Origin of the sequence: Faecalibacterium intestinale, assembly GCF_040096575.1 — a bacterium.
Lineage (GTDB): Bacteria > Bacillota > Clostridia > Oscillospirales > Ruminococcaceae > Faecalibacterium > Faecalibacterium intestinale.
The window spans coordinates 60,619-78,314 of the sequence record NZ_JBBMEN010000007.1; the positions used below are offsets into that span (position 1 = coordinate 60,619).

Sequence of the window (17,696 nt, forward strand, 5' to 3'; positions counted from 1 at the left end):
CCGTAAAAGGAGAACCAGATGAACGAAAATGAACGTAAGGTCGTGGTGCGGCGGATGCTGCTGCTCATCGCAGTGGCCTGCATCATCATGGGGCTGTACACCTTCCGGCTGATCTTTCTGCAGCTGGTCAACGGGGACAGTTTCAAGGCAAAAGCCACCAACACCACGGATTATAAGTTCACGGTCACCGCTGCGCGCGGCAATATCGTGGACAGCACCGGCAAGCGCATCGCCACCACCAGCACCGGCTATAACGTGGTGCTGAACAAGCTGCAGATGGGGGATCAGGATCTGGACACCATGCTGCAGCAGATCGTGGAACTTTTGCGCAAGAACGATGAAAAATGGCTGGACACCCTGCTCATCAGCGAGCCGGATGCCGCCGGGAACTATACCTTTACGGACAGCGCCGACAGCACCAGCGACCAGAAAACGCTGGCTGACATGAAGGAGACGCTGGGCTTGCAGCAGTACGCCACCGCCAACGATGTGATGGAGATGCTGGTGGAGAAAAACCATCTGGAAAGCTTCTCCCTGCCGTGGCAGCGGGTGCTGGCGGGCATCCATTACGAGATGGACCGGCAGGCCTTTTCCAACGTGAACAACTTTGTCATGGCGGAAAACGTCAGTCAGGTGACGGTGGCTACCATCAAGGAGCACTCTCTCACGCTGCCGGGCGTGGAGATCGTGGAGACCAGCACCCGCAGCTACGAGCAGGGAGATATCCTCCCCGCCGTGCTGGGGCGTGTGGGCAAGATCACCGCCGAAAAGTGGAAGGTGACCGACGAAAACGGTCAGGTGACCTATCCGCTCAAGGAAAAAGGCTATAACATGAACGATGTGATCGGTATCTCCGGCCTTGAGTCCGTGTACGAGGACGAGCTGCGCGGCAAGGACGGCGTGGAGACCATCACCCGCAATTCGGACGGCGTGATCGTGGACACCAAGATCACCACCGTGCCGGAGCCGGGGCATACCGTGCAGCTGACCATCAACAGCGACTTTCAACGGGCGGTGGACAAGGCCCTTGCCAACAATATCGACATGATCAACCGGGTGTACAACACCGGCGATATGAAAGCTGCCGCCGGCGCTGCGGTGGTGCTGGACGTAAAGGACGGCAGCGTGCTGGCGGCTGCAAACTACCCCAGCTTTGACCAGAATCTGTACGCCACCAACTATTCCGAGTACAGCGCCGACCCCAGCCTGCCCCTGTTCAACCGGGCGCTGCAGGGCCTGTACACCCCCGGCTCCACCTTTAAGCCTGCGGTGGCGGTGGCAGCGCTGGACAGCGGCCTGATCAACCAGTACTCCACCGTCAACTGCACCGGCGTGTACACCTATTATAAGGACTACCACCCCCGCTGCACCCGCCACGGCCACAGCGGCAACATTGACGTGGTCACTGCCATCAAGTGGAGCTGCAACATCTTCTTCTACGACGTGGGCCGCCGCCTGACCAGTGACGTCTACGATGCCTACGCCTACAAGCTGGGTCTTGGGCAGCGCACCGGCGTGGAGGTAAACGAGGCCGTGGGACGGCTGACCAAAAAGACAGACAAAAACTACACCTCATCGCTGGATATTCAGGCCGCCATCGGGCAGGGCAACACGGTAGTAAGCCCCATCCAGCTGGCTACCTACGCCGCCACGCTGGCCAACAACGGCGTGCGCTACCGCACCCATTTTGTCAAGGCCATTCTGGATACCAACACCGGCGAGGTGCTCAGCGAGACCCAGCCGGAGGTGATGGATGTCATCGAGGGCAACGGCAACACCTTTGCGCTGGTGCGGCAGGGCATGACACTGGTGCCCAGCACCATCAGCGGCAAGATCTCCAGCTACCCCATTGCTATCGCCTGCAAGACCGGCACCCCCCAGCGCAGCGAGACCTACGCTTCGGGCAAGCACTACCTGAACGCCATGATGATCGCCTACCTCCCGGCAGACGACCCGGAGATCGCCATCGGCATTACGGTGGAGTACGGCGGCTACGGTGCCCGTACCGGTGATCTGGTGGTGGATATCGCCAACGCCTATTTTGCCATGAAGGACGGCACGCTGGAGGTTGACCCCTATGTAGACCCGCGCACCGTGGTGCAGGAGGACGCCGCAGCGGCAGATACCGCCGCCCAGACCGCCCCGGATGCTGCGAATGATGCACAGACCGATGCAGCCGCCGCAGAACCGCAGCAGACGACCGCGCCCGTAGGGGTGACAGAGGAAGAAAACAACGATGCAATGCTTGCGCAGTAAAGCGCAGCTGCGTGCAAAGTGCTGAACTTGAACGAAAATTTGAATATTGTGTCCAAAAACCTGTTGTAAATGAGTTGCGTTTGTGATATCATGTATAACAAAGGAAATTTATCAAGCGTTTTATATACAAATGTTTCAATAGAGGAGAGATCTACAGATGACGATTGCCCTGATCGCGCATGACTCCAAAAAGGAGCTGATGGTTCAGTTCTGCACGGCGTACTGCCGTATTCTGAGCCAGCATAAATTGGTGGCGACCGGCACTACCGGCAAACTGATTTCCGAGGCCACCGGCCTGCAGGTACAGCGTTTTCTGGCCGGTGTGCAGGGCGGCGACCAGCAGATCGCGTCCCGCATTGCCTGCAACGAGATCGACCTGCTGCTGTTCTTCCGCGACCCCATCAATGCAAAGCCCAGCGAGCCGAATGAGATGACCCTGCTGCGCCTGTGCGATGTGCACAACATCCCCATGGCCACCAACATCGCCACCGCCGAGGTGCTGATCCACGGTTTGGAGCGCGGAGATCTGGACTGGCGCGATATCGTGCACCCGCAGAACTAAAGTATGCAAAAAAGAAGCGCTGTATCGTATAGATACAGCGCTTCTTTTTTGTGTGGAAAGCGGTTGGATCAAACCGTTCCGTTCACCTTAAAATCCTGTGCCATCTCCTGCACATCGGCGGCGGTAAACTCGCCCAAGGGCAGCAGCAGACGGGCAAGGGTGTCCTGCGGCAGCGCTGCCAGTGCGGCACTCTCGTCCAGTGCGGCGTCCACAGCGGGGCAGACGGCGTGCACGCCGTCGCTGCCCAGCTCCACCCGGGCGTGGTGGCCGGTGGCAATATACTGGATGCCCAGCTTGTCGGCAGCGGTCAGCAGGGCGGCAAACCGGGCGTCGTTGCCGCTGCCCAGTACCTCGGCGGGCTGGTTTGCCAGTGCTTCTGCCTTCAGTACGATGCACTCGATGCCAAGAGCCTCGGCAGCCTGCCGTGCGGCTGCTGCCCAAGCGCTCTGGTCAGCGGCCAGCTGCACCACAGCCCCGGCCACGCCAAAGCCCTGCTGCTGCAAAATGCGCACAACAACGCCGCAGTCCACAGTGCCGTCCATGCTGACAAGCACCTTGTCCTGTGTTTCGTAGGTGTCGAACCCGTTGCCGGGCAAAAATGCGTCGCTCATGTTCCTTGCCTCCCGCCATGTGCTTTGCTTTGTGCTACGGCCAGCTGGTCGCAGCGTTCGTTTTCCGGGTGGCCTGCGTGGCCTTTTACCCAGACGTAGGTGATCTTGTGCCGCGCTTCCTGCTCCAGCGCCTGTGCCCATAAGTCCGGGTTCAGGGCAGGGGAGCCGTCGGCTTTTTTCCAGCCCCGGCGCTTCCAGCCCTTGGCCCAGCCCTTTTCCAGCCCGTTGATGACATACTGGCTGTCAGAGCACAGCCGCACCTCACAGGGCTCCTTGAGCTGGCGCAGCGCCTCGATAAAGGCCGTCAGCTCCATGCGGTTGTTGGTGGTGCTGGCGTCGCCGCCGCTCAGTTCCTTTTCGTACACTTTGCCGTCAAAGCGGTAGCGCAGCACCGCACCCCAGCCGCCCGGGCCGGGGTTGCCGCTGCAAGCGCCGTCTGTGTACACCTCTACCTGTTTCATGGGGTTCTCCTTATAGAATAGAATACCTTTATTTAGCGCTATTTTGCCCGGGATGTCAAGAGCCAATGTATACGCCGGCCCAGTTTTGCCAAACCTTGGAATTGACAAAACCGGTGCGAGATACTATACTTAGCGTAACAAAATGCGTATAGGGGTGCACCAAAGGTGTGCGCCCGGCTGTTCCGGCAGAAACGCCACGGTCGCATCGAACAGATGGACTTACCTGGCCAAGAACCTCTTGCGGAACCAACAGCGCTGCTGCAAAAAGCACGCTGAACGATAAATTCTATACGATGCATCAACCGGAAGCCGATGCAGTTTCAGGTGCTTCCCCTGTGCAAGGTGCGGCTGCTCTCCCCGGTGGGGGCGCGGCTTGACCTGCAATTGAATCTGGAGGTAAAGAATGGCTCAAACAAAAGAAAATAACCCCGCACCCCGTGCAAAAGCCCCGGCAGCGCCCAAGGCAGCTGCCGCAAACGGCACTGCTCCCGCAGGGGAAAAGCACACCCGTCCCACTACCCGCCGCCCCTACTATAATCGCCGCCCGCGCCGTGCGCAGCAGCCCAAGGAGGCAGCGACTCCCATCCATATCTACCCGCTGGGCGGTCTGGGCGAGGTCGGCAAGAACATGACCGTCTACGAGTGCAACGGCGATATGATCATCGTGGACTGCGGTCTGGTGTTCCCGGACAGCGAGATGTTCGGCGTGGACATGGTCATCCCGGACTTCACCTTTGTGGTGCAGAACAAGGACAAGATCAAGGGTTTGCTCATCACCCACGGCCACGAGGATCACATTGGCAGCATTCCCTATCTGCTGCAAAAGTTCAGCCTGCCGGTGTACGGCACCCGCCTGACCTGCGGCCTGATCAAAAACAAGCTGGAGGAGTTCGGCCTTGCCGGTAAGACCAAGTTTGTGGAGATCGTGCCCCGGCAGAAGATCAAGCTGGGCTGCTTTACCGTGGAGCCCATCCATGTGAACCACTCCATCCCGGATGCCGTGGCCTTTGCCATCGACAGCCCCGCCGGTACCATCATCCAGACCGGCGACTTTAAGATCGATTACACCCCGCTGGCCTGCGGCGTGACCGACCTGCCTACTCTGTCCGAGTACGGGCAGCGCGGTGTGCTGGCATTGCTGAGCGACTCCACCAACGCGGAGCGCCCGGGCTTTACCGCCACCGAGCAGAAGGTGGCTGCCGGTGTGCGCAGCCTGTTTGCCCGCGCCCGCAATAAGCGCATTATCATTGCGACCTTTGCCTCCAACATCTACCGCGTGCAGCAGATCATCGATCTGGCTGTGGAGGATGGCCGCAAGGTGGCCTTCAGCGGCCGCAGCATGGTCAACAACACCGCCATGGCGCAGGAGCTGGGCTATATGCACATCCCGGAGGGGACTCTGATCAGCGTGGACGAGCTGAACCAGTACCCGCCGGAGCAGGTGGTGCTGGTGACCACCGGCAGTCAGGGCGAGCCCCTGAGCGCGCTGAGCCGTATGGCCTCCTGCAGCCACCGTCAGGTGCGTGTGGGCCCCGGCGACTTCATCATCATCTCCGCCAACCCCATCCCCGGCAACGAAAAGAGCGTGACCAAGATCGTCAACGGTCTGCTGCTGCTGGGCGCAGAGGTCATCTACGAGAGTATGTATGATGTGCACGTTTCCGGCCACGCCTGTCAGGAGGAGCAGAAGCTGATGCTCACCCTGACCAAACCCAAGTATTTCCTGCCCGTGCACGGCGAGTATAAGCAGCTGAAAAAGCACGCCCTCACCGCTGCAAGTCTGGGCATCCCCACCAGCAATATCCTCATTGCAGAAAACGGCTCCAACGTTATCCTCTCGCAGGACGAGATGAAACTGGGCGAGCCGGTGACCGCCGGTGCCGTCATGGTGGACGGCCTTGGCGTGGGCGATGTGGGCAATGTGGTGCTGCGGGACCGCAAGCACCTCTCTGAGGATGGCCTTGTCATCATCGTGGCTACCGTGGACAGCAAGACCGGCAAGGTGCTGGCCGGGCCGGATCTGGTAAGCCGGGGCTTCGTGTATGTGCGCGAGAACGAGAGCCTGATGGACGGTGCCCAGAGCATTGTGGAAAATGCACTGGAGCGCTGTGTGGACGAGCACGTCCGGGACTGGAACAGCGTAAAGACCCGTGTGCGTGAGGCACTGAGCAGCTATATCTACCGGCGCACCAAGCGCAGCCCGATGATCCTGCCGATCCTGATGGAGGTCTGATCCGGGCGCACCGCAAGGCGGTGCAGCGTCTGAGGAGGCAAAAAAACCAATGAAACGTAAACCAAGATGGACACTGGAAATGCTCACGGCCAGTCTGGCGGTGCTGTGCGGCCTTTTGCTGCTGGTGCTGCTGGTGCAGCGCCCCACGGCATGGCCGCTGTTGGCTGTGCTGGTGGTGCTGTGGGGCATAGGGGCAACCCTGTTCCGTTGCAAGCTGCGCAGCTGGGTGGTGCGCTGGACAAGCGGCACCACCTTTGAAAAATCCAAGGTGCAGTTCAGTCTGGAGCCCCTTTCCCAGCCTGCGGCGCTGCTTTCCGGCGAGACGGTGCTGTGGTACAACAGCCAGTTCCGCACCCGCCTGCTGGGCGGGCAGGATGTGCTGGCCAGCCGGGTGCAGAAGCTGCTGCCCGGGCTGGATCTGCAATTGTGCCGCAAGCGCGAGGGGCAGCTGCTGACCCTTGCCGACGGCTACTGGAGCGTGCACAGTTCCACCGTGCCCGGCGAAGCCGAAAGCATGACCCTGCTGGTGCTGAACGAGGAGACCGAGCTGCGCCGCATCGAGGCAGAGTATAAGGCCAGCCGTCCGGGGTATCTTGCCTTTCAGCTGGACGGCTACGACGATGTGTTCGGGGATCTGATGGACAGCGAACGCGCCCGCCTGCTGGAGGGCGTCAACCGCATTCTGGAGGATATGATCGGGCGCGGCAGCGGCTTTCTGCGCCGGGTAGGCAGCGGCGGTCGCTACATCGCAGTGGTGGAGGAACGCCAGCTGGAACAGTTTGCCAACCGCGGCTACGATGTGCTGGATAAGATCCGCGCACTGGACCCCAGCGTGAGCCTTTCGATGTCCATTGGTATCGGACGCGGTGCGCGCACCCTGCGGGAAGCGCAGGATATGGCAGAGCACGCGCTGGATATGGCGCAGGGACGCGGCGGCGATCAGGCCGCTGAGATGACGCTGGACGGCTTTACCTTCTACGGCGGCGTGAGCCACGGCGTGGAAAAGCGCAGCAAGGTGCGCAGCCGCCTTGTGGCCGACCAGCTGGTCAAGCTGATCAAGGAAGCCGACCATGTGGTCATCATGGGTCACCGCATGAGCGATCTGGACGCCATCGGTGCAGCTGAGGGCGTGCTGCGCATTTGTAAGATCTGCGATGTGCCGGCGGTCATCGCCGTCCGGCGGGACGCTACACTGGCTGCCAGCCTGATCGATGCACTGTGCAAGGCGGGGCAGAAGGATGACTTCATTGACCCCAAGGACGCCCTGCCCATCATCTCCAAGCGCACCCTGTGCATCGTGGTGGATACATATCAGGTGGGTCTTGTGGAAAGCAAGGACATTCTGGAAAAATGCGGCAAGGTGGCTGTTATCGACCACCACCGCAAGGGCGTGGGCTACATTGAGAACCCGGCGCTGGTCTGCCACGAGCCTTATTCCTCCTCGGCCAGCGAGCTGGTCACCGAGCTTTTGCAGTATGTGGGCGAGCGGGACGACAAGCCCAACCGCGTGGAAGCCGAAGGTCTGCTTGCCGGCATCCTGCTGGATACGCAGGACTTTACCCTGCACACCGGTGTGCGCACCTTTGAAGCTGCTGCTGCTCTGCGCCGCTACGGCGCAGAGACCGAGCGGGTGCGCAGGTTGTTCGATGTGACCATGGTGGAGTACAACGCCAAGGCCAATCTGGTGGAAAAGGCGCAGATGTACAAAAACTGTGCCATCTCCATCGGCGGCGAGGTGGCCCCGGAAGCCCGGGTCGCCATTGCACAGGCCGCCAACGATCTGCTGCGCATTCAGGGCGTGGACGCCAGCTTTGTGGCGGTACAGGTGGGCAACGGGGTCAACGTCTCTGCCCGCAGCATGGGTGCCGTGAATGTGCAGGTGATCATGGAGTCGCTGGGCGGCGGCGGTCATCAGACCATGGCAGCAGCGCAGCTGAAGCATATCACCCCGCAGGCGGCACGCAACCGCATTCAGGACGCCATCGACCAATATTATCTCTCCCAGAAAAAGACTACGCCGGAAGCACGACCGGCAAAAGGGGAATAAAACATGAAACAGTATGATTATCTTATCGTTGGTGCCGGTCTGTTCGGCGCCGTGTTTGCCCACGAGGCCAAAAAGGCAGGCAAAAAGTGTCTGGTCATCGATAAGCGCGACCATATCGCGGGCAATATCTACACCGAGAATGTGGAGGGCATCAATGTGCACCGCTACGGCGCGCATATCTTCCACACCAACAACAAGGCCGTGTGGCAGTATGTAAACCAGTTTGCAGAGTTCAACCGCTACACCAACAGCCCGGTTGCCAACTACCATGGCCAGATCTACAATCTGCCCTTCAACATGAACACCTTCAACAAGATGTGGGGCGTTGTGACCCCTGCCGAAGCCAAGGCCAAGATCGAAGAGCAGAAGGCCGCTGCAGGCATCACCGACCCGCAGAACCTCGAGGAGCAGGCCATCAGCCTTGTGGGCACCGATATCTACGAAAAGCTCATCAAGGGCTACACCGGCAAGCAGTGGGGACGCCCCTGCACCGAGCTGCCCGCCTTTATCATCAAGCGCCTGCCGGTGCGCTTTACCTACGACGACAACTACTTCAACGCCCTGTATCAGGGCATCCCCAATGGCGGCTACACCGCCATGGTGGAAAAGATGCTGGCCGGTACCGAGGTGCGCCTGAACGTGGATTATCTGGACGACAAGGCTGCGCTGGACGCACTGGCTGAGAAGGTGGTCTACACCGGCCCGGTGGATGCCTACTTCGGCTACCGTCTGGGTGCTTTGCAGTACCGCAGCGTCCGCTTTGAGACCGAGGTGCTGGACACCGACAACTATCAGGGCAACGCGGTGGTCAACTACACCGATGCCGAGACCCCCTATACCCGCATCATCGAGCACAAGCACTTTGAGTTCGGCACCCAGCCCAAGACCGTCATCAGCCGGGAGTACAGCGCCGAGTGGAAAAAGGGCGACGAGCCCTACTATCCCGTCAACGATGAGAAGAACGGTGCCCTGTATGCGCAGTACAAGGCGCTGGCCGATGCCGAGCCGGGTGTGATCTTCGGCGGTCGTCTGGGCGAGTACAAGTACTACGATATGGATAAGGTCATCGAGGTAGCACTGGACGTGGCCGCAAAGGAGCTGGCATAAAGAGCGTAACTGCCCCGGGTCACCGCCGCAAAAAAGGCGTCCCCTTGGGGGAGCTGTCGCCGCAGGCGACTGAGGGGGTAGGGGTGCAGCAAAAGGACATTTGAAATGCTGCCCCGCTTCCTCTTGCCCAAAAACGACAAATGCGCTATACTATTACCATAAGACTGCACCGGTTTTCCGGTGAGAAGTGAGGGATACTATCATGAAAGTGATTCTGAAGCAGGATATCAAGGGCATCGGCAAGAAGGATGAGATCCACGAGGTCTCCGACGGCTACGCCCGCAACTACCTGTTCCCGCGCAAGCTGGCCGCTGTGGCGGATGCCAGCGCTGTGAACATGGCCCGCGGCAAGGAGGCCGCAGCCGATTTCCACGAAGCCGAGAATGTGGCAGCCGCCAAGGCTCTGGCTGCCAAGATCGAAGGCAAGACCGTGACCATCAAGGCCAAGGGCGGCGCATCCGGCCGTCTGCACGGCAAGGTGACCGGCAAGGAAGTTGCCGAGGCACTGGCTGCGCTGGCAGGTGCACCCATCGACAAAAAGAAGATCGAGCTGGAGACCAAGGACATCAAGGATGCCGGCGTGTTCAACGGCAAGGTCCGTCTGTACGTTGGCGTCGTGGCTTCCTTCAAGATCCAGGTGGAAGTGGAACAGGCCTGATCTGTGTGCCGTTTGCGCCCCCTCACAGCAGGGGGCGCTTTTTGGCTTTACAGGATGCTTTGGATTTTGGATAAGGACAAACTACTATGCCGAACGAACGACGTTATTCCAATGAACTGAATCTGGAGAGCATGGGCATCAATCTGCCCTACAATATGCAGGCGGAGCAGAGCGTGCTGGGCGCGGTGCTGCTCAAGCCAGACACTTTGACCGATCTGGTGGAGATCATCAAGCCGGAAATGTTCTACACCCGGCAGAACGCCCAGATCTGGACCGAGATGCTGCGCCTGTTCACCAACGACCAGACCATCGATTTTGTCACCCTGCTGGATGCAGTGGTGTCCGATGGCGTGTTCCCCAGCGCAGACGAGGCCAAGATCTATCTGACCGGTCTGGCAGAAACGGTGCCCAGCATCTCCAATGTAAAGGCCTACGCCCAGATCGTGCAGGAAAAATATCTGGTGCGTCAGCTGATGGGTGTCGCCAAGGACATCTTGCAGGACGCCGGGGACGAGCCGGACGCCGACCTTCTGCTGGAAAACGCCGAGCAGCGCATCTACGAGATCCGCTCCGGCCGCGATTCCAGCGCCCTGACCCCGCTTTCGTCCAGCATGGTGGAAACGCTGACCAACCTGCAAAAGATCAGCGGCCCGGATGCGGACAAGTACAAGGGAATCCCCACCGGCTTCCGTCTGCTGGATACCGTGCTTACCGGCCTTGGCCGCGGCGATCTGGTCATTCTGGCAGCCCGTCCCGGCATGGGCAAGACCAGCTTTGCACTGAACATCGCCACCCGCGTGGCCATGCAGCAGAAGGTGCCGGTGGCTATCTTCAGTCTGGAAATGACCAAGGAACAGCTGACTAACCGTATCCTCTCGTCAGAGGCCGGTATCGACAGTCAGGCCTTCCGTACCGGTGCGCTGCGCGCCGAGGACTGGGAGTACCTGGCGCTGGCGACTGAAAAACTGCACGATGCACCGATCTATATGGATGATACCTCCGGCATTACCATCACCGAGATGAAGGCCAAGATCCGCCGGGTGAATCAGGATCCTGCCCGCCCCAACGTGGGTCTGATCGTCATCGACTATTTACAGCTGATGACCACCGGCCAGCGCAGCGAGAACCGCGTGCAGGAGATCAGCTCCATCACCCGAAACCTGAAGATCATGGCAAAGGAGCTGAATGTGCCCATCATCGCGCTGAGCCAGCTGTCCCGTGCGGTGGAAAAGCAGGGCAACAACTCCAGCCATCGCCCGCAGCTTTCTGACCTGCGCGATTCCGGTTCCATCGAGCAGGACGCAGACTGCGTTCTGTTTTTGTACCGCGATTCCTACTACGCCAGCCAGAACCCGGACGGTGCCGAGGTGGATGCCGATACCGCCGAGTGTATCGTGGCAAAGAACCGTCACGGCGAGACCAGCACCGTGCCGCTGGGCTGGGATGGTGCCCACACCCGCTTTATGGATGTGGACTTCAAGCGCTGATGGATACCGCGATTCTTGCCCGGGTGGAGGATTTCTGCATCCGGGAGGGGCTTTTGCAGCCCGGCACACCGCTGCAGCTGGCAGCGGCAGTCTCCGGCGGGGCGGACAGCATGGCGCTGCTGCTCTTGCTGCGGCAGCTGCAGCCAAGGTTCGGCTATACGCTCTCTGCCTGCCATGTGAACCACGGTCTGCGCGGGCAGAGCGCCGACCGGGACGAGGCCTTTGTGCGGGCGGAATGCGCCCGTCTGGGCGTGCCGCTGCGGGTGTTCCACGCCGCAGAGCTGGCCTCGCCCCCGGCACACGCCGGGGAGGACTGGGCGCGCCGCCTGCGCTACACGGCCTTTGCACAGATGCAAGGGCAGGGGATAGATGCCATCGCTACGGCCCATACTGCAAATGACCAAGCCGAAACGCTGCTGCTGCGGCTGGCGCGCGGCACCGGGCTGCACGGTGCGGGCGGCATCCGGCCAAGGCGCGGGTGCTACCTGCGTCCGCTGCTTTGCCTGAGCCGTGCCGAGACCGAGGCCGTCTGTCGGGCAGCGGGGCAGACGTGGGTCACCGACGAGACCAACGACACCGATGCCTACGCCCGCAACCGGCTGCGCCACAGCGCCCTGCCTGCGCTGGAAAGCACCAACGCGGCAGCGGTGCAGAATCTGGCACGGTTCTGTGAAAAGGCTGCGCGGGCAGATGCCTACCTTGCCGCCGGGGCTGCAAAGCTTCTGGCGGCGGCACGCCTGCCCGGTGCAGAACCGGCGTGGCAGCTGCTGCCTTTGCAGGCGGCAGACCCGCTGCTGCTGGAGACCGCGCTGCACAGCCTTGTAGCCCCGGTGCGGGACGCAGAGGAAAAATATGTGCAGCTGCTGTGTGCCGTGGTGCGGCAGGGCAGCGGTGCAGTACAGCTGACCGGACAGGTGCGCTTTTGCGCCGGAAACGGCTGTCTGCGGCAGGAAACGCTGCTGCAGGCGCTGCCCCGGCAGCCGGAGTGCCTGCCGCAGCAAGTGCCCTTTTTGCCCGAAAAACAGCCGGAATTCCGGCTGCGCGGGGGCTGGAAGGGAAAAGCAGAGCTATTAAAAGCCGATTTTGAAGAAAAAATACAAGTCGTTCATAAAAAAGACTTAAAAAATCGGGCGGATTATGCTAGAATAACTACGTTGTACACTAGTCTTGTTCTGCGTGCCCGACAGCCGGGAGACCGCTTCCGGCCTGCGGGGCGGGGGTTGAGCAAACCGCTGCGCAAGTGGATGAACGAGGCCGGTGTCCCGAACGAACTGCGGGATACGCTGCCGCTGCTGGCCAGCGGAAGCGAAATTTTATGGGTGTGTGGAGAAGGCTTTGCCGATGGCCTTGCACCGGACACGGAAAGCAGATGGATCCTGCACTTGGATGCAGAGATCGAAACACAGGAGGAAAAAACAAATGAGTATGCACGATGATATCAAGACCGTTCTGGTCAGCGAAGAGCAGCTGAAGGCCAAGGTGGCAGAGCTGGGCGCTCAGATCAGCCGGGACTATGCCGGTAAAAATCTGGTGCTGGTGTCCATCCTCAAGGGCTCGGTGGTCTTTATGGCCGATCTGATGCGGGCGGTGAGCATCCCCTGCAATATCGACTTTATGGTGGTCTCCAGCTACGGCGGCAGCAACACCATCACCAGCGGTCTGGTCAAGATCATCAAAGATCTGGACGGTGATCTGTCCGGCAAGGATGTGCTGATCGTGGAGGACATTCTGGACACCGGCGTCACCCTGTCCAACCTTGTGCCCATGCTCAAGATGCGCAACCCGAACTCCGTTAAGATCTGCACCATCCTTGATAAGCCCAGCCGCCGCAAGGCCGACATCCAGCCGGATTACGAGGGTTTCCAGGTGCCGGACGAGTTCGTGGTGGGCTACGGTCTGGACTACGATGAAAAATACCGCAACCTGCCCTATGTCGGCGTGCTGAAGCCCGAGATCTACACGAAGTAACCTGTCCATTATAAAAATCCAGAACTGGAGTTGATTTTTTTGCAACCGAAGAAACCCCGTTTCAATCCGCTGGTGATCGCCATTGTGCTGGCAGCCGTGCTGATGGTGTGGTCGGTGCTGGGCGGCACCGGCGGCAGCGCCAGCGGCTCCTCTATGGCTTATTCCACAGTGGTACACTATTTTGAGAGCAATCAGGTCACCAAATTCTCGCTGGATCTGAATACCGGCGTGATCACCATGACCCTGAAGGAGGGCGCGCAGGAACTGCCCAACGCTGCCGAGCAGAGCACTGCCCAGTCTACGGGCGGACTGCTTTCCGGCCTGCTGTCCTCCTCTTCCTCTGCCCCCACCGGGGTAAAGAAGAACGATGACGGCACCGAGACGGTCAGCTATAAGCTGCCCTACGCCCGGATGTTCGTGGATCATGTGTCGGACTACATCGCCCAATACGATGCAGCCAACCCCGATGCACCCATGGTGTACGACTATGTACCTGCCAAGGAAACCATCCCCTGGATGGAGATTTTGTTCTATCTGGCTATGCTGGGCTGCACAGGTTTCCTGCTGTTCTCCATGATGCGCGGCGGTGCCGGTGGCGGCGGCATCATGAACGTAGGCAAGGCCAAGGTGAAGGACGAGCACGAGAACAAAAAGACTGCTACCTTTGCCGATGTGGCCGGTGAGGACGAGGAAAAAGAGGAACTCAAGGAAGTTGTGGAGTTCCTCAAGAGCCCGGATAAGTTCAATACGCTGGGTGCCCGCATCCCTCACGGCGTGCTGCTGGTAGGCCCTCCGGGTACCGGTAAGACCCTGCTGGCGCGCGCCTGTGCAGGCGAGGCCGGAGTGCCCTTCTATTCCATCTCCGGCTCTGACTTTGTGGAGATGTACGTCGGCGTGGGTGCATCCCGCGTGCGCGATTTGTTCGACAAGGCCAAAAAGACCATGCCCTGCATCATCTTTATTGATGAGATCGATGCTGTGGGTCGTCAGCGCGGCGCAGGTCTGGGCGGCGGTCACGATGAGCGCGAGCAGACCCTGAACCAGCTGCTGGTGGAGATGGACGGCTTTGAAGCCAACGACGGCATCATCGTCATGGCCGCTACCAACCGTGCCGACATTCTGGATAAGGCGCTGCTGCGCCCCGGTCGCTTTGACCGTCAGGTCTATGTGGGTCTGCCAGATGTCAAGGGACGCGAAGAGATCCTGAAGGTGCACACCCGCAACAAGCCCCTTGCACCGGACGTCTCCCTGAAGGTCATTGCCCAGCGCACCGCCGGTTTTGCCGGTGCAGACCTTGAGAACCTTGTCAACGAGGCCGCGCTGCTGGCAGCCCGCCGCAACCGCAAGGCCATTACCATGGAGGACATCGAGGAAGCTTCCATGAAGGTGATGGCTGGCCCCGAGAAGAAGAGCCGCGTGGTCACCCCGGAGGAGAAAAAGCTCACCGCCTACCACGAGGCCGGTCACGCTGTGGCAGGCTTCTACTGCAAGCACCATCCCCGCGTGCACGAGATCACCATCATCCCGCGCGGTCAGGCCGGCGGCTACACCATGTATCTGCCCGAGAAGGATCGCAGCTATGTGACCAAGGGTGAAATGTTTGAGGACATCGTGTCCAGCTTGGGTGGCCGCGTGGCCGAGCAGCTGATCTTGGAGGACATCTCCACCGGTGCTTCCAACGACCTGCAGCAGGCCACCAACATCGCCCGCCAGATGATCACCCGCTACGGCTTCTCCGAGCGTCTGGGCCCCGTGGTCTACGGCACCTCGCAGGAGGAGACCTTCCTTGGCCGCGACTTGGGTCAGGGCAAGGGTTACAGCGAGACCACCGCTGCCGAGATCGACAGCGAGACCCGTGATATCATCGACGAGGCTTACGAGACCTGCCGCCGCACCCTGACCGAGCACATCGACCAGCTCCATGCGCTGGCAAAGGCTCTGATGGAGCGCGAAAAGCTCAACGAGGAGCAGTTCAACACCATTATGGCCGGCGGCACCCTGCCCCCCTGCGAGGACGCAAAGCCCGAGCAGGCACAGCCCGACCAGACCGTGCAGCCTGCCCCGGTGCAGCCCGCAGAGCCTGCCCAGACCGCTGAGCGCGCCGAACCCGCCGAGCAGGCCGAGCCTGCCCAGCCGGAAGTGCCGCAGCCGGATGCCCCGGAGCAGCAGGACTAAGCTTTTTTAGGAAAGGAGCGAGCATCGTGGAGGAAAATTTTAACCCGGTCGCCCAGACCCGTGCAAACTATTATACCCCCGGCAGTCCGGTGCAGTTCGTCTGCGTGGAACTGCTCAAAGGGGACGTCAGCGGCGAGCACGCTGTCTGCCTGACCTTCAAGAATATTTCCCGCGTGACCCTGACCGCACTGGAGATCCACTTCAAGTGCAAGGGCGTGGACGGTGTGATCCTGTGCGAGGACAAGTTCGAGTACCGGGATCTGCAGGTAAAGCCCGGCGAGCTGTTCGGGCAGGACGATGCCGTGTTCATCACGGCAAAGGCAATCACCAGCGTGGATGTTTCGCTGTGCAATGTGTACAACGGCAAGCGTGTGGTGCATCTGGACGGCATCAAGCGTGTGCGTCTGCCTGCGCCCCGCCGTCTGGCCCCGGAGCTGCAAAAGGCGCTGGAAGCCCGCATGAACCGCACCGGGCTCAAGTATCAGCCGCAGGTGTTCGAGAACGGCTGGTACTGCGCCTGCGGTGCCTTCCACCCCACCGAGGAGGATACCGTTTACTGCTCGGAGTGCGGCTGTGACCGCATTCTGCTGCAGAACGCGCTGAACACCCTGCTGCAGCCCGCCGCCCCGGCAGACGAGATGGAAATGCCCCTCAGCGCCCCGGCGGCTCCCGCAGCGTCCGCTGCGGTGGAGGAGCCTACCCGCATCGTGGGTACAGCTCCTGCCGCCCCGGCAGCGCCCGCAGAGGAGCCCACCCGGGTCATGGGCGCAACGGTTTACCAGCCGAAGGCAGCCCCCGTCCAGCCCATCTCGGAGCCTACCCGGGTGCTGGATGCCCCCGCCCGCGCACCGTATTCCGGCGCTGCTGTGGCAGACGAGGGCACCCGCGTGATGCCCGCCGCCGCCCGCCGTCCGGCTCCGGCTCCGGTGCGTCAGCCCGCGCCTGTGGAGGAGGACGAGGAGTACGAGGACAGCCGGGACAGCGTGGCAGAAGCGCTGATCCGCTGGGTGCCGCCCATTACGGCCATCCTGTGTGCAGCCATTGCGCTGTGCGGCTTTGTGTACTACCAGTTCGTGCTGTAAAATAAACTATCCCGGCGGAGGGGGCAGCGTGCCTTCTCCGCCTTTTGTGTGCATTGCACAGAAAGGAAATACCATGCCGGAACAAGCTTTACAGGTGGCTTTTGAGATCAAGACCGCCTGCGATGAGATCAGCCGCCGCCTGCTGCGCTGGCACTGGGAGCGCAAGCCCGGGGCACACAGTCTGGATGCACTGCTGGAGCATATTGCCGCCCGCAAGCAGGAAAGCCCGGATTACTACGACCGTATGCCGGACCTTACCGGCAAGACCAGCTGGCAGCAGCTGGACACCACCCTGTGTATGCGGGTGCTGCTGGACCCGGAGACCGATGCCGCCCGCCCGCTGGATCTGCTGGGCAACACGGCACACCCCTCTGCCGCACGCCATGCCTGCAACGCCATCCGCACCGCCCGCAACGAAGCTGCCCACGCGGCGGTTGCAGCGGACGGCGCACAGGCGGCGCTGCTGTTCAACGAAGCCATCGAGGCGCTGGAGGAGGGCTACGCCGGTACCGCCTTTAAAGAAAACGAGCTGGCGCAGTATTACCGCGAAGCCGAGGACTACCTGAGCCGATGCAGCGAGGGCAAACCCCTTAAAGCGCGCCAGAGCAGCCCGCAGAACGCACAGCAGGGGAAGGCTGCCGCACGCAGCAAGCCCCGCGATACCCAGCAAACCCGCAGCGCCAAAAGTACCGCCGGGCGGCAGAATACCTCTGCCCGCAGCCGCAGCACCGGTACAAAACAGAGCCGCAGCACGGCATCCCGCAGCAAAAAGCAGCAGACCGGCGGTGAGAGCAGGGTGGCGCTGGGCATTATTCTGGCGGCGCTGGTGCTGGGACTTATCGCACGCGCCATCAGCATGGGACTTGTGTAATTGCAGTGTTTTGCGATTCTGGCAGTAAATTGGAAAGCAAAAACGTTTGTGCTGTACAAAACAACCAAAAAAACTGCAGACTGTCCCGCAGAAAAACGGTCATTGCACCTCTTGCGGGAAATGTGAAACGGATTTATAATAAGCATGAAAACGTTTACACATTGCCACCGAAGAGGGA

General features: G+C 60.7%; 14 protein-coding genes. 12 read left to right on the plus strand and 2 right to left on the minus strand.

Annotated features, from left to right (window positions below; genetic code table 11):
• Window positions 1-18: 18 nt before the first annotated feature.
• Both WMO20_RS07505 and mgsA read left to right on the plus strand, forming a co-directional pair.
• A complete protein-coding gene (locus WMO20_RS07505) occupies window positions 19-2,256 on the plus strand; it encodes a peptidoglycan D,D-transpeptidase FtsI family protein (RefSeq protein WP_349186330.1) in 2,238 nt (745 codons plus the stop codon).
• Between the two features lie 157 nt (window positions 2,257-2,413).
• Window positions 2,414-2,818 (plus strand): methylglyoxal synthase, encoded by a 405-nt coding sequence (gene mgsA, locus WMO20_RS07510; RefSeq protein WP_005923510.1) that lies wholly within the window; start codon window positions 2,414-2,416, stop codon window positions 2,816-2,818.
• Window positions 2,819-2,886: 68 nt separating this feature from the next.
• On the opposite strand, the gene WMO20_RS07515 is transcribed toward mgsA, so the two are convergent.
• Window positions 2,887-3,429, minus strand: coding sequence for a hypothetical protein (locus tag WMO20_RS07515; RefSeq protein WP_349186334.1), 543 nt, complete (start codon window positions 3,427-3,429; stop codon window positions 2,887-2,889).
• Window positions 3,426-3,890 carry a ribonuclease HI gene (gene rnhA, locus WMO20_RS07520; protein ID WP_015537876.1) on the minus strand — a complete coding sequence of 155 codons (465 nt, stop codon included), beginning with the start codon at window positions 3,888-3,890 and terminating at the stop codon, window positions 3,426-3,428. The genes WMO20_RS07515 and rnhA overlap by 4 nt, the downstream gene beginning before the upstream one ends.
• 403 nt (window positions 3,891-4,293) lie before the next feature.
• Here rnhA and WMO20_RS07525 point away from each other — a divergent pair, with 403 nt between their 5' ends.
• The 10 genes from WMO20_RS07525 to WMO20_RS07570 all read left to right on the plus strand — a co-directional run bounded on the left by WMO20_RS07525 (window position 4,294) and on the right by WMO20_RS07570 (window position 17,518).
• Window positions 4,294-6,123 (plus strand): ribonuclease J, encoded by a 1,830-nt coding sequence (locus WMO20_RS07525; protein ID WP_349186337.1) that lies wholly within the window; start codon window positions 4,294-4,296, stop codon window positions 6,121-6,123.
• A 49-nt stretch (window positions 6,124-6,172) separates the two neighbouring features.
• Window positions 6,173-8,170, plus strand: coding sequence for a DHH family phosphoesterase (locus WMO20_RS07530; RefSeq protein WP_349186340.1), 1,998 nt, complete (start codon window positions 6,173-6,175; stop codon window positions 8,168-8,170).
• 3 nt (window positions 8,171-8,173) lie between these two features.
• Window positions 8,174-9,277, plus strand: a complete 1,104-nt coding sequence (glf, locus tag WMO20_RS07535) for a UDP-galactopyranose mutase (protein WP_349186347.1) — start codon at window positions 8,174-8,176, stop codon at window positions 9,275-9,277.
• 202 nt (window positions 9,278-9,479) lie between these two features.
• Window positions 9,480-9,935: a 50S ribosomal protein L9 gene (rplI, locus tag WMO20_RS07540; protein WP_005923531.1), complete on the plus strand. Its 456-nt coding sequence runs from the start codon at window positions 9,480-9,482 to the stop codon at window positions 9,933-9,935.
• An 86-nt stretch (window positions 9,936-10,021) separates the two neighbouring features.
• Window positions 10,022-11,422, plus strand: a complete 1,401-nt coding sequence (gene dnaB / locus WMO20_RS07545; protein ID WP_349186348.1) for a replicative DNA helicase — start codon at window positions 10,022-10,024, stop codon at window positions 11,420-11,422.
• Window positions 11,422-12,858, plus strand: a complete 1,437-nt coding sequence (gene tilS, locus WMO20_RS07550) for a tRNA lysidine(34) synthetase TilS (protein ID WP_349186352.1) — start codon at window positions 11,422-11,424, stop codon at window positions 12,856-12,858. Before dnaB ends, tilS begins: the two co-directional genes overlap by 1 nt.
• Window positions 12,842-13,390 carry a hypoxanthine phosphoribosyltransferase gene (gene hpt, locus WMO20_RS07555; RefSeq protein WP_316544566.1) on the plus strand — a complete coding sequence of 183 codons (549 nt, stop codon included), beginning with the start codon at window positions 12,842-12,844 and terminating at the stop codon, window positions 13,388-13,390. Before tilS ends, hpt begins: the two co-directional genes overlap by 17 nt.
• A 30-nt stretch (window positions 13,391-13,420) precedes the next feature.
• Window positions 13,421-15,565 (plus strand): ATP-dependent zinc metalloprotease FtsH, encoded by a 2,145-nt coding sequence (gene ftsH, locus WMO20_RS07560; RefSeq protein WP_349186358.1) that lies wholly within the window; start codon window positions 13,421-13,423, stop codon window positions 15,563-15,565.
• Window positions 15,566-15,591: 26 nt separating this feature from the next.
• Window positions 15,592-16,647 carry a hypothetical protein gene (locus tag WMO20_RS07565; RefSeq protein ID WP_113992015.1) on the plus strand — a complete coding sequence of 352 codons (1,056 nt, stop codon included), beginning with the start codon at window positions 15,592-15,594 and terminating at the stop codon, window positions 16,645-16,647.
• A 73-nt stretch (window positions 16,648-16,720) separates the two neighbouring features.
• A complete protein-coding gene (locus tag WMO20_RS07570; RefSeq protein WP_316541053.1) occupies window positions 16,721-17,518 on the plus strand; it encodes a hypothetical protein in 798 nt (265 codons plus the stop codon).
• Window positions 17,519-17,696 lie beyond the last annotated feature (178 nt).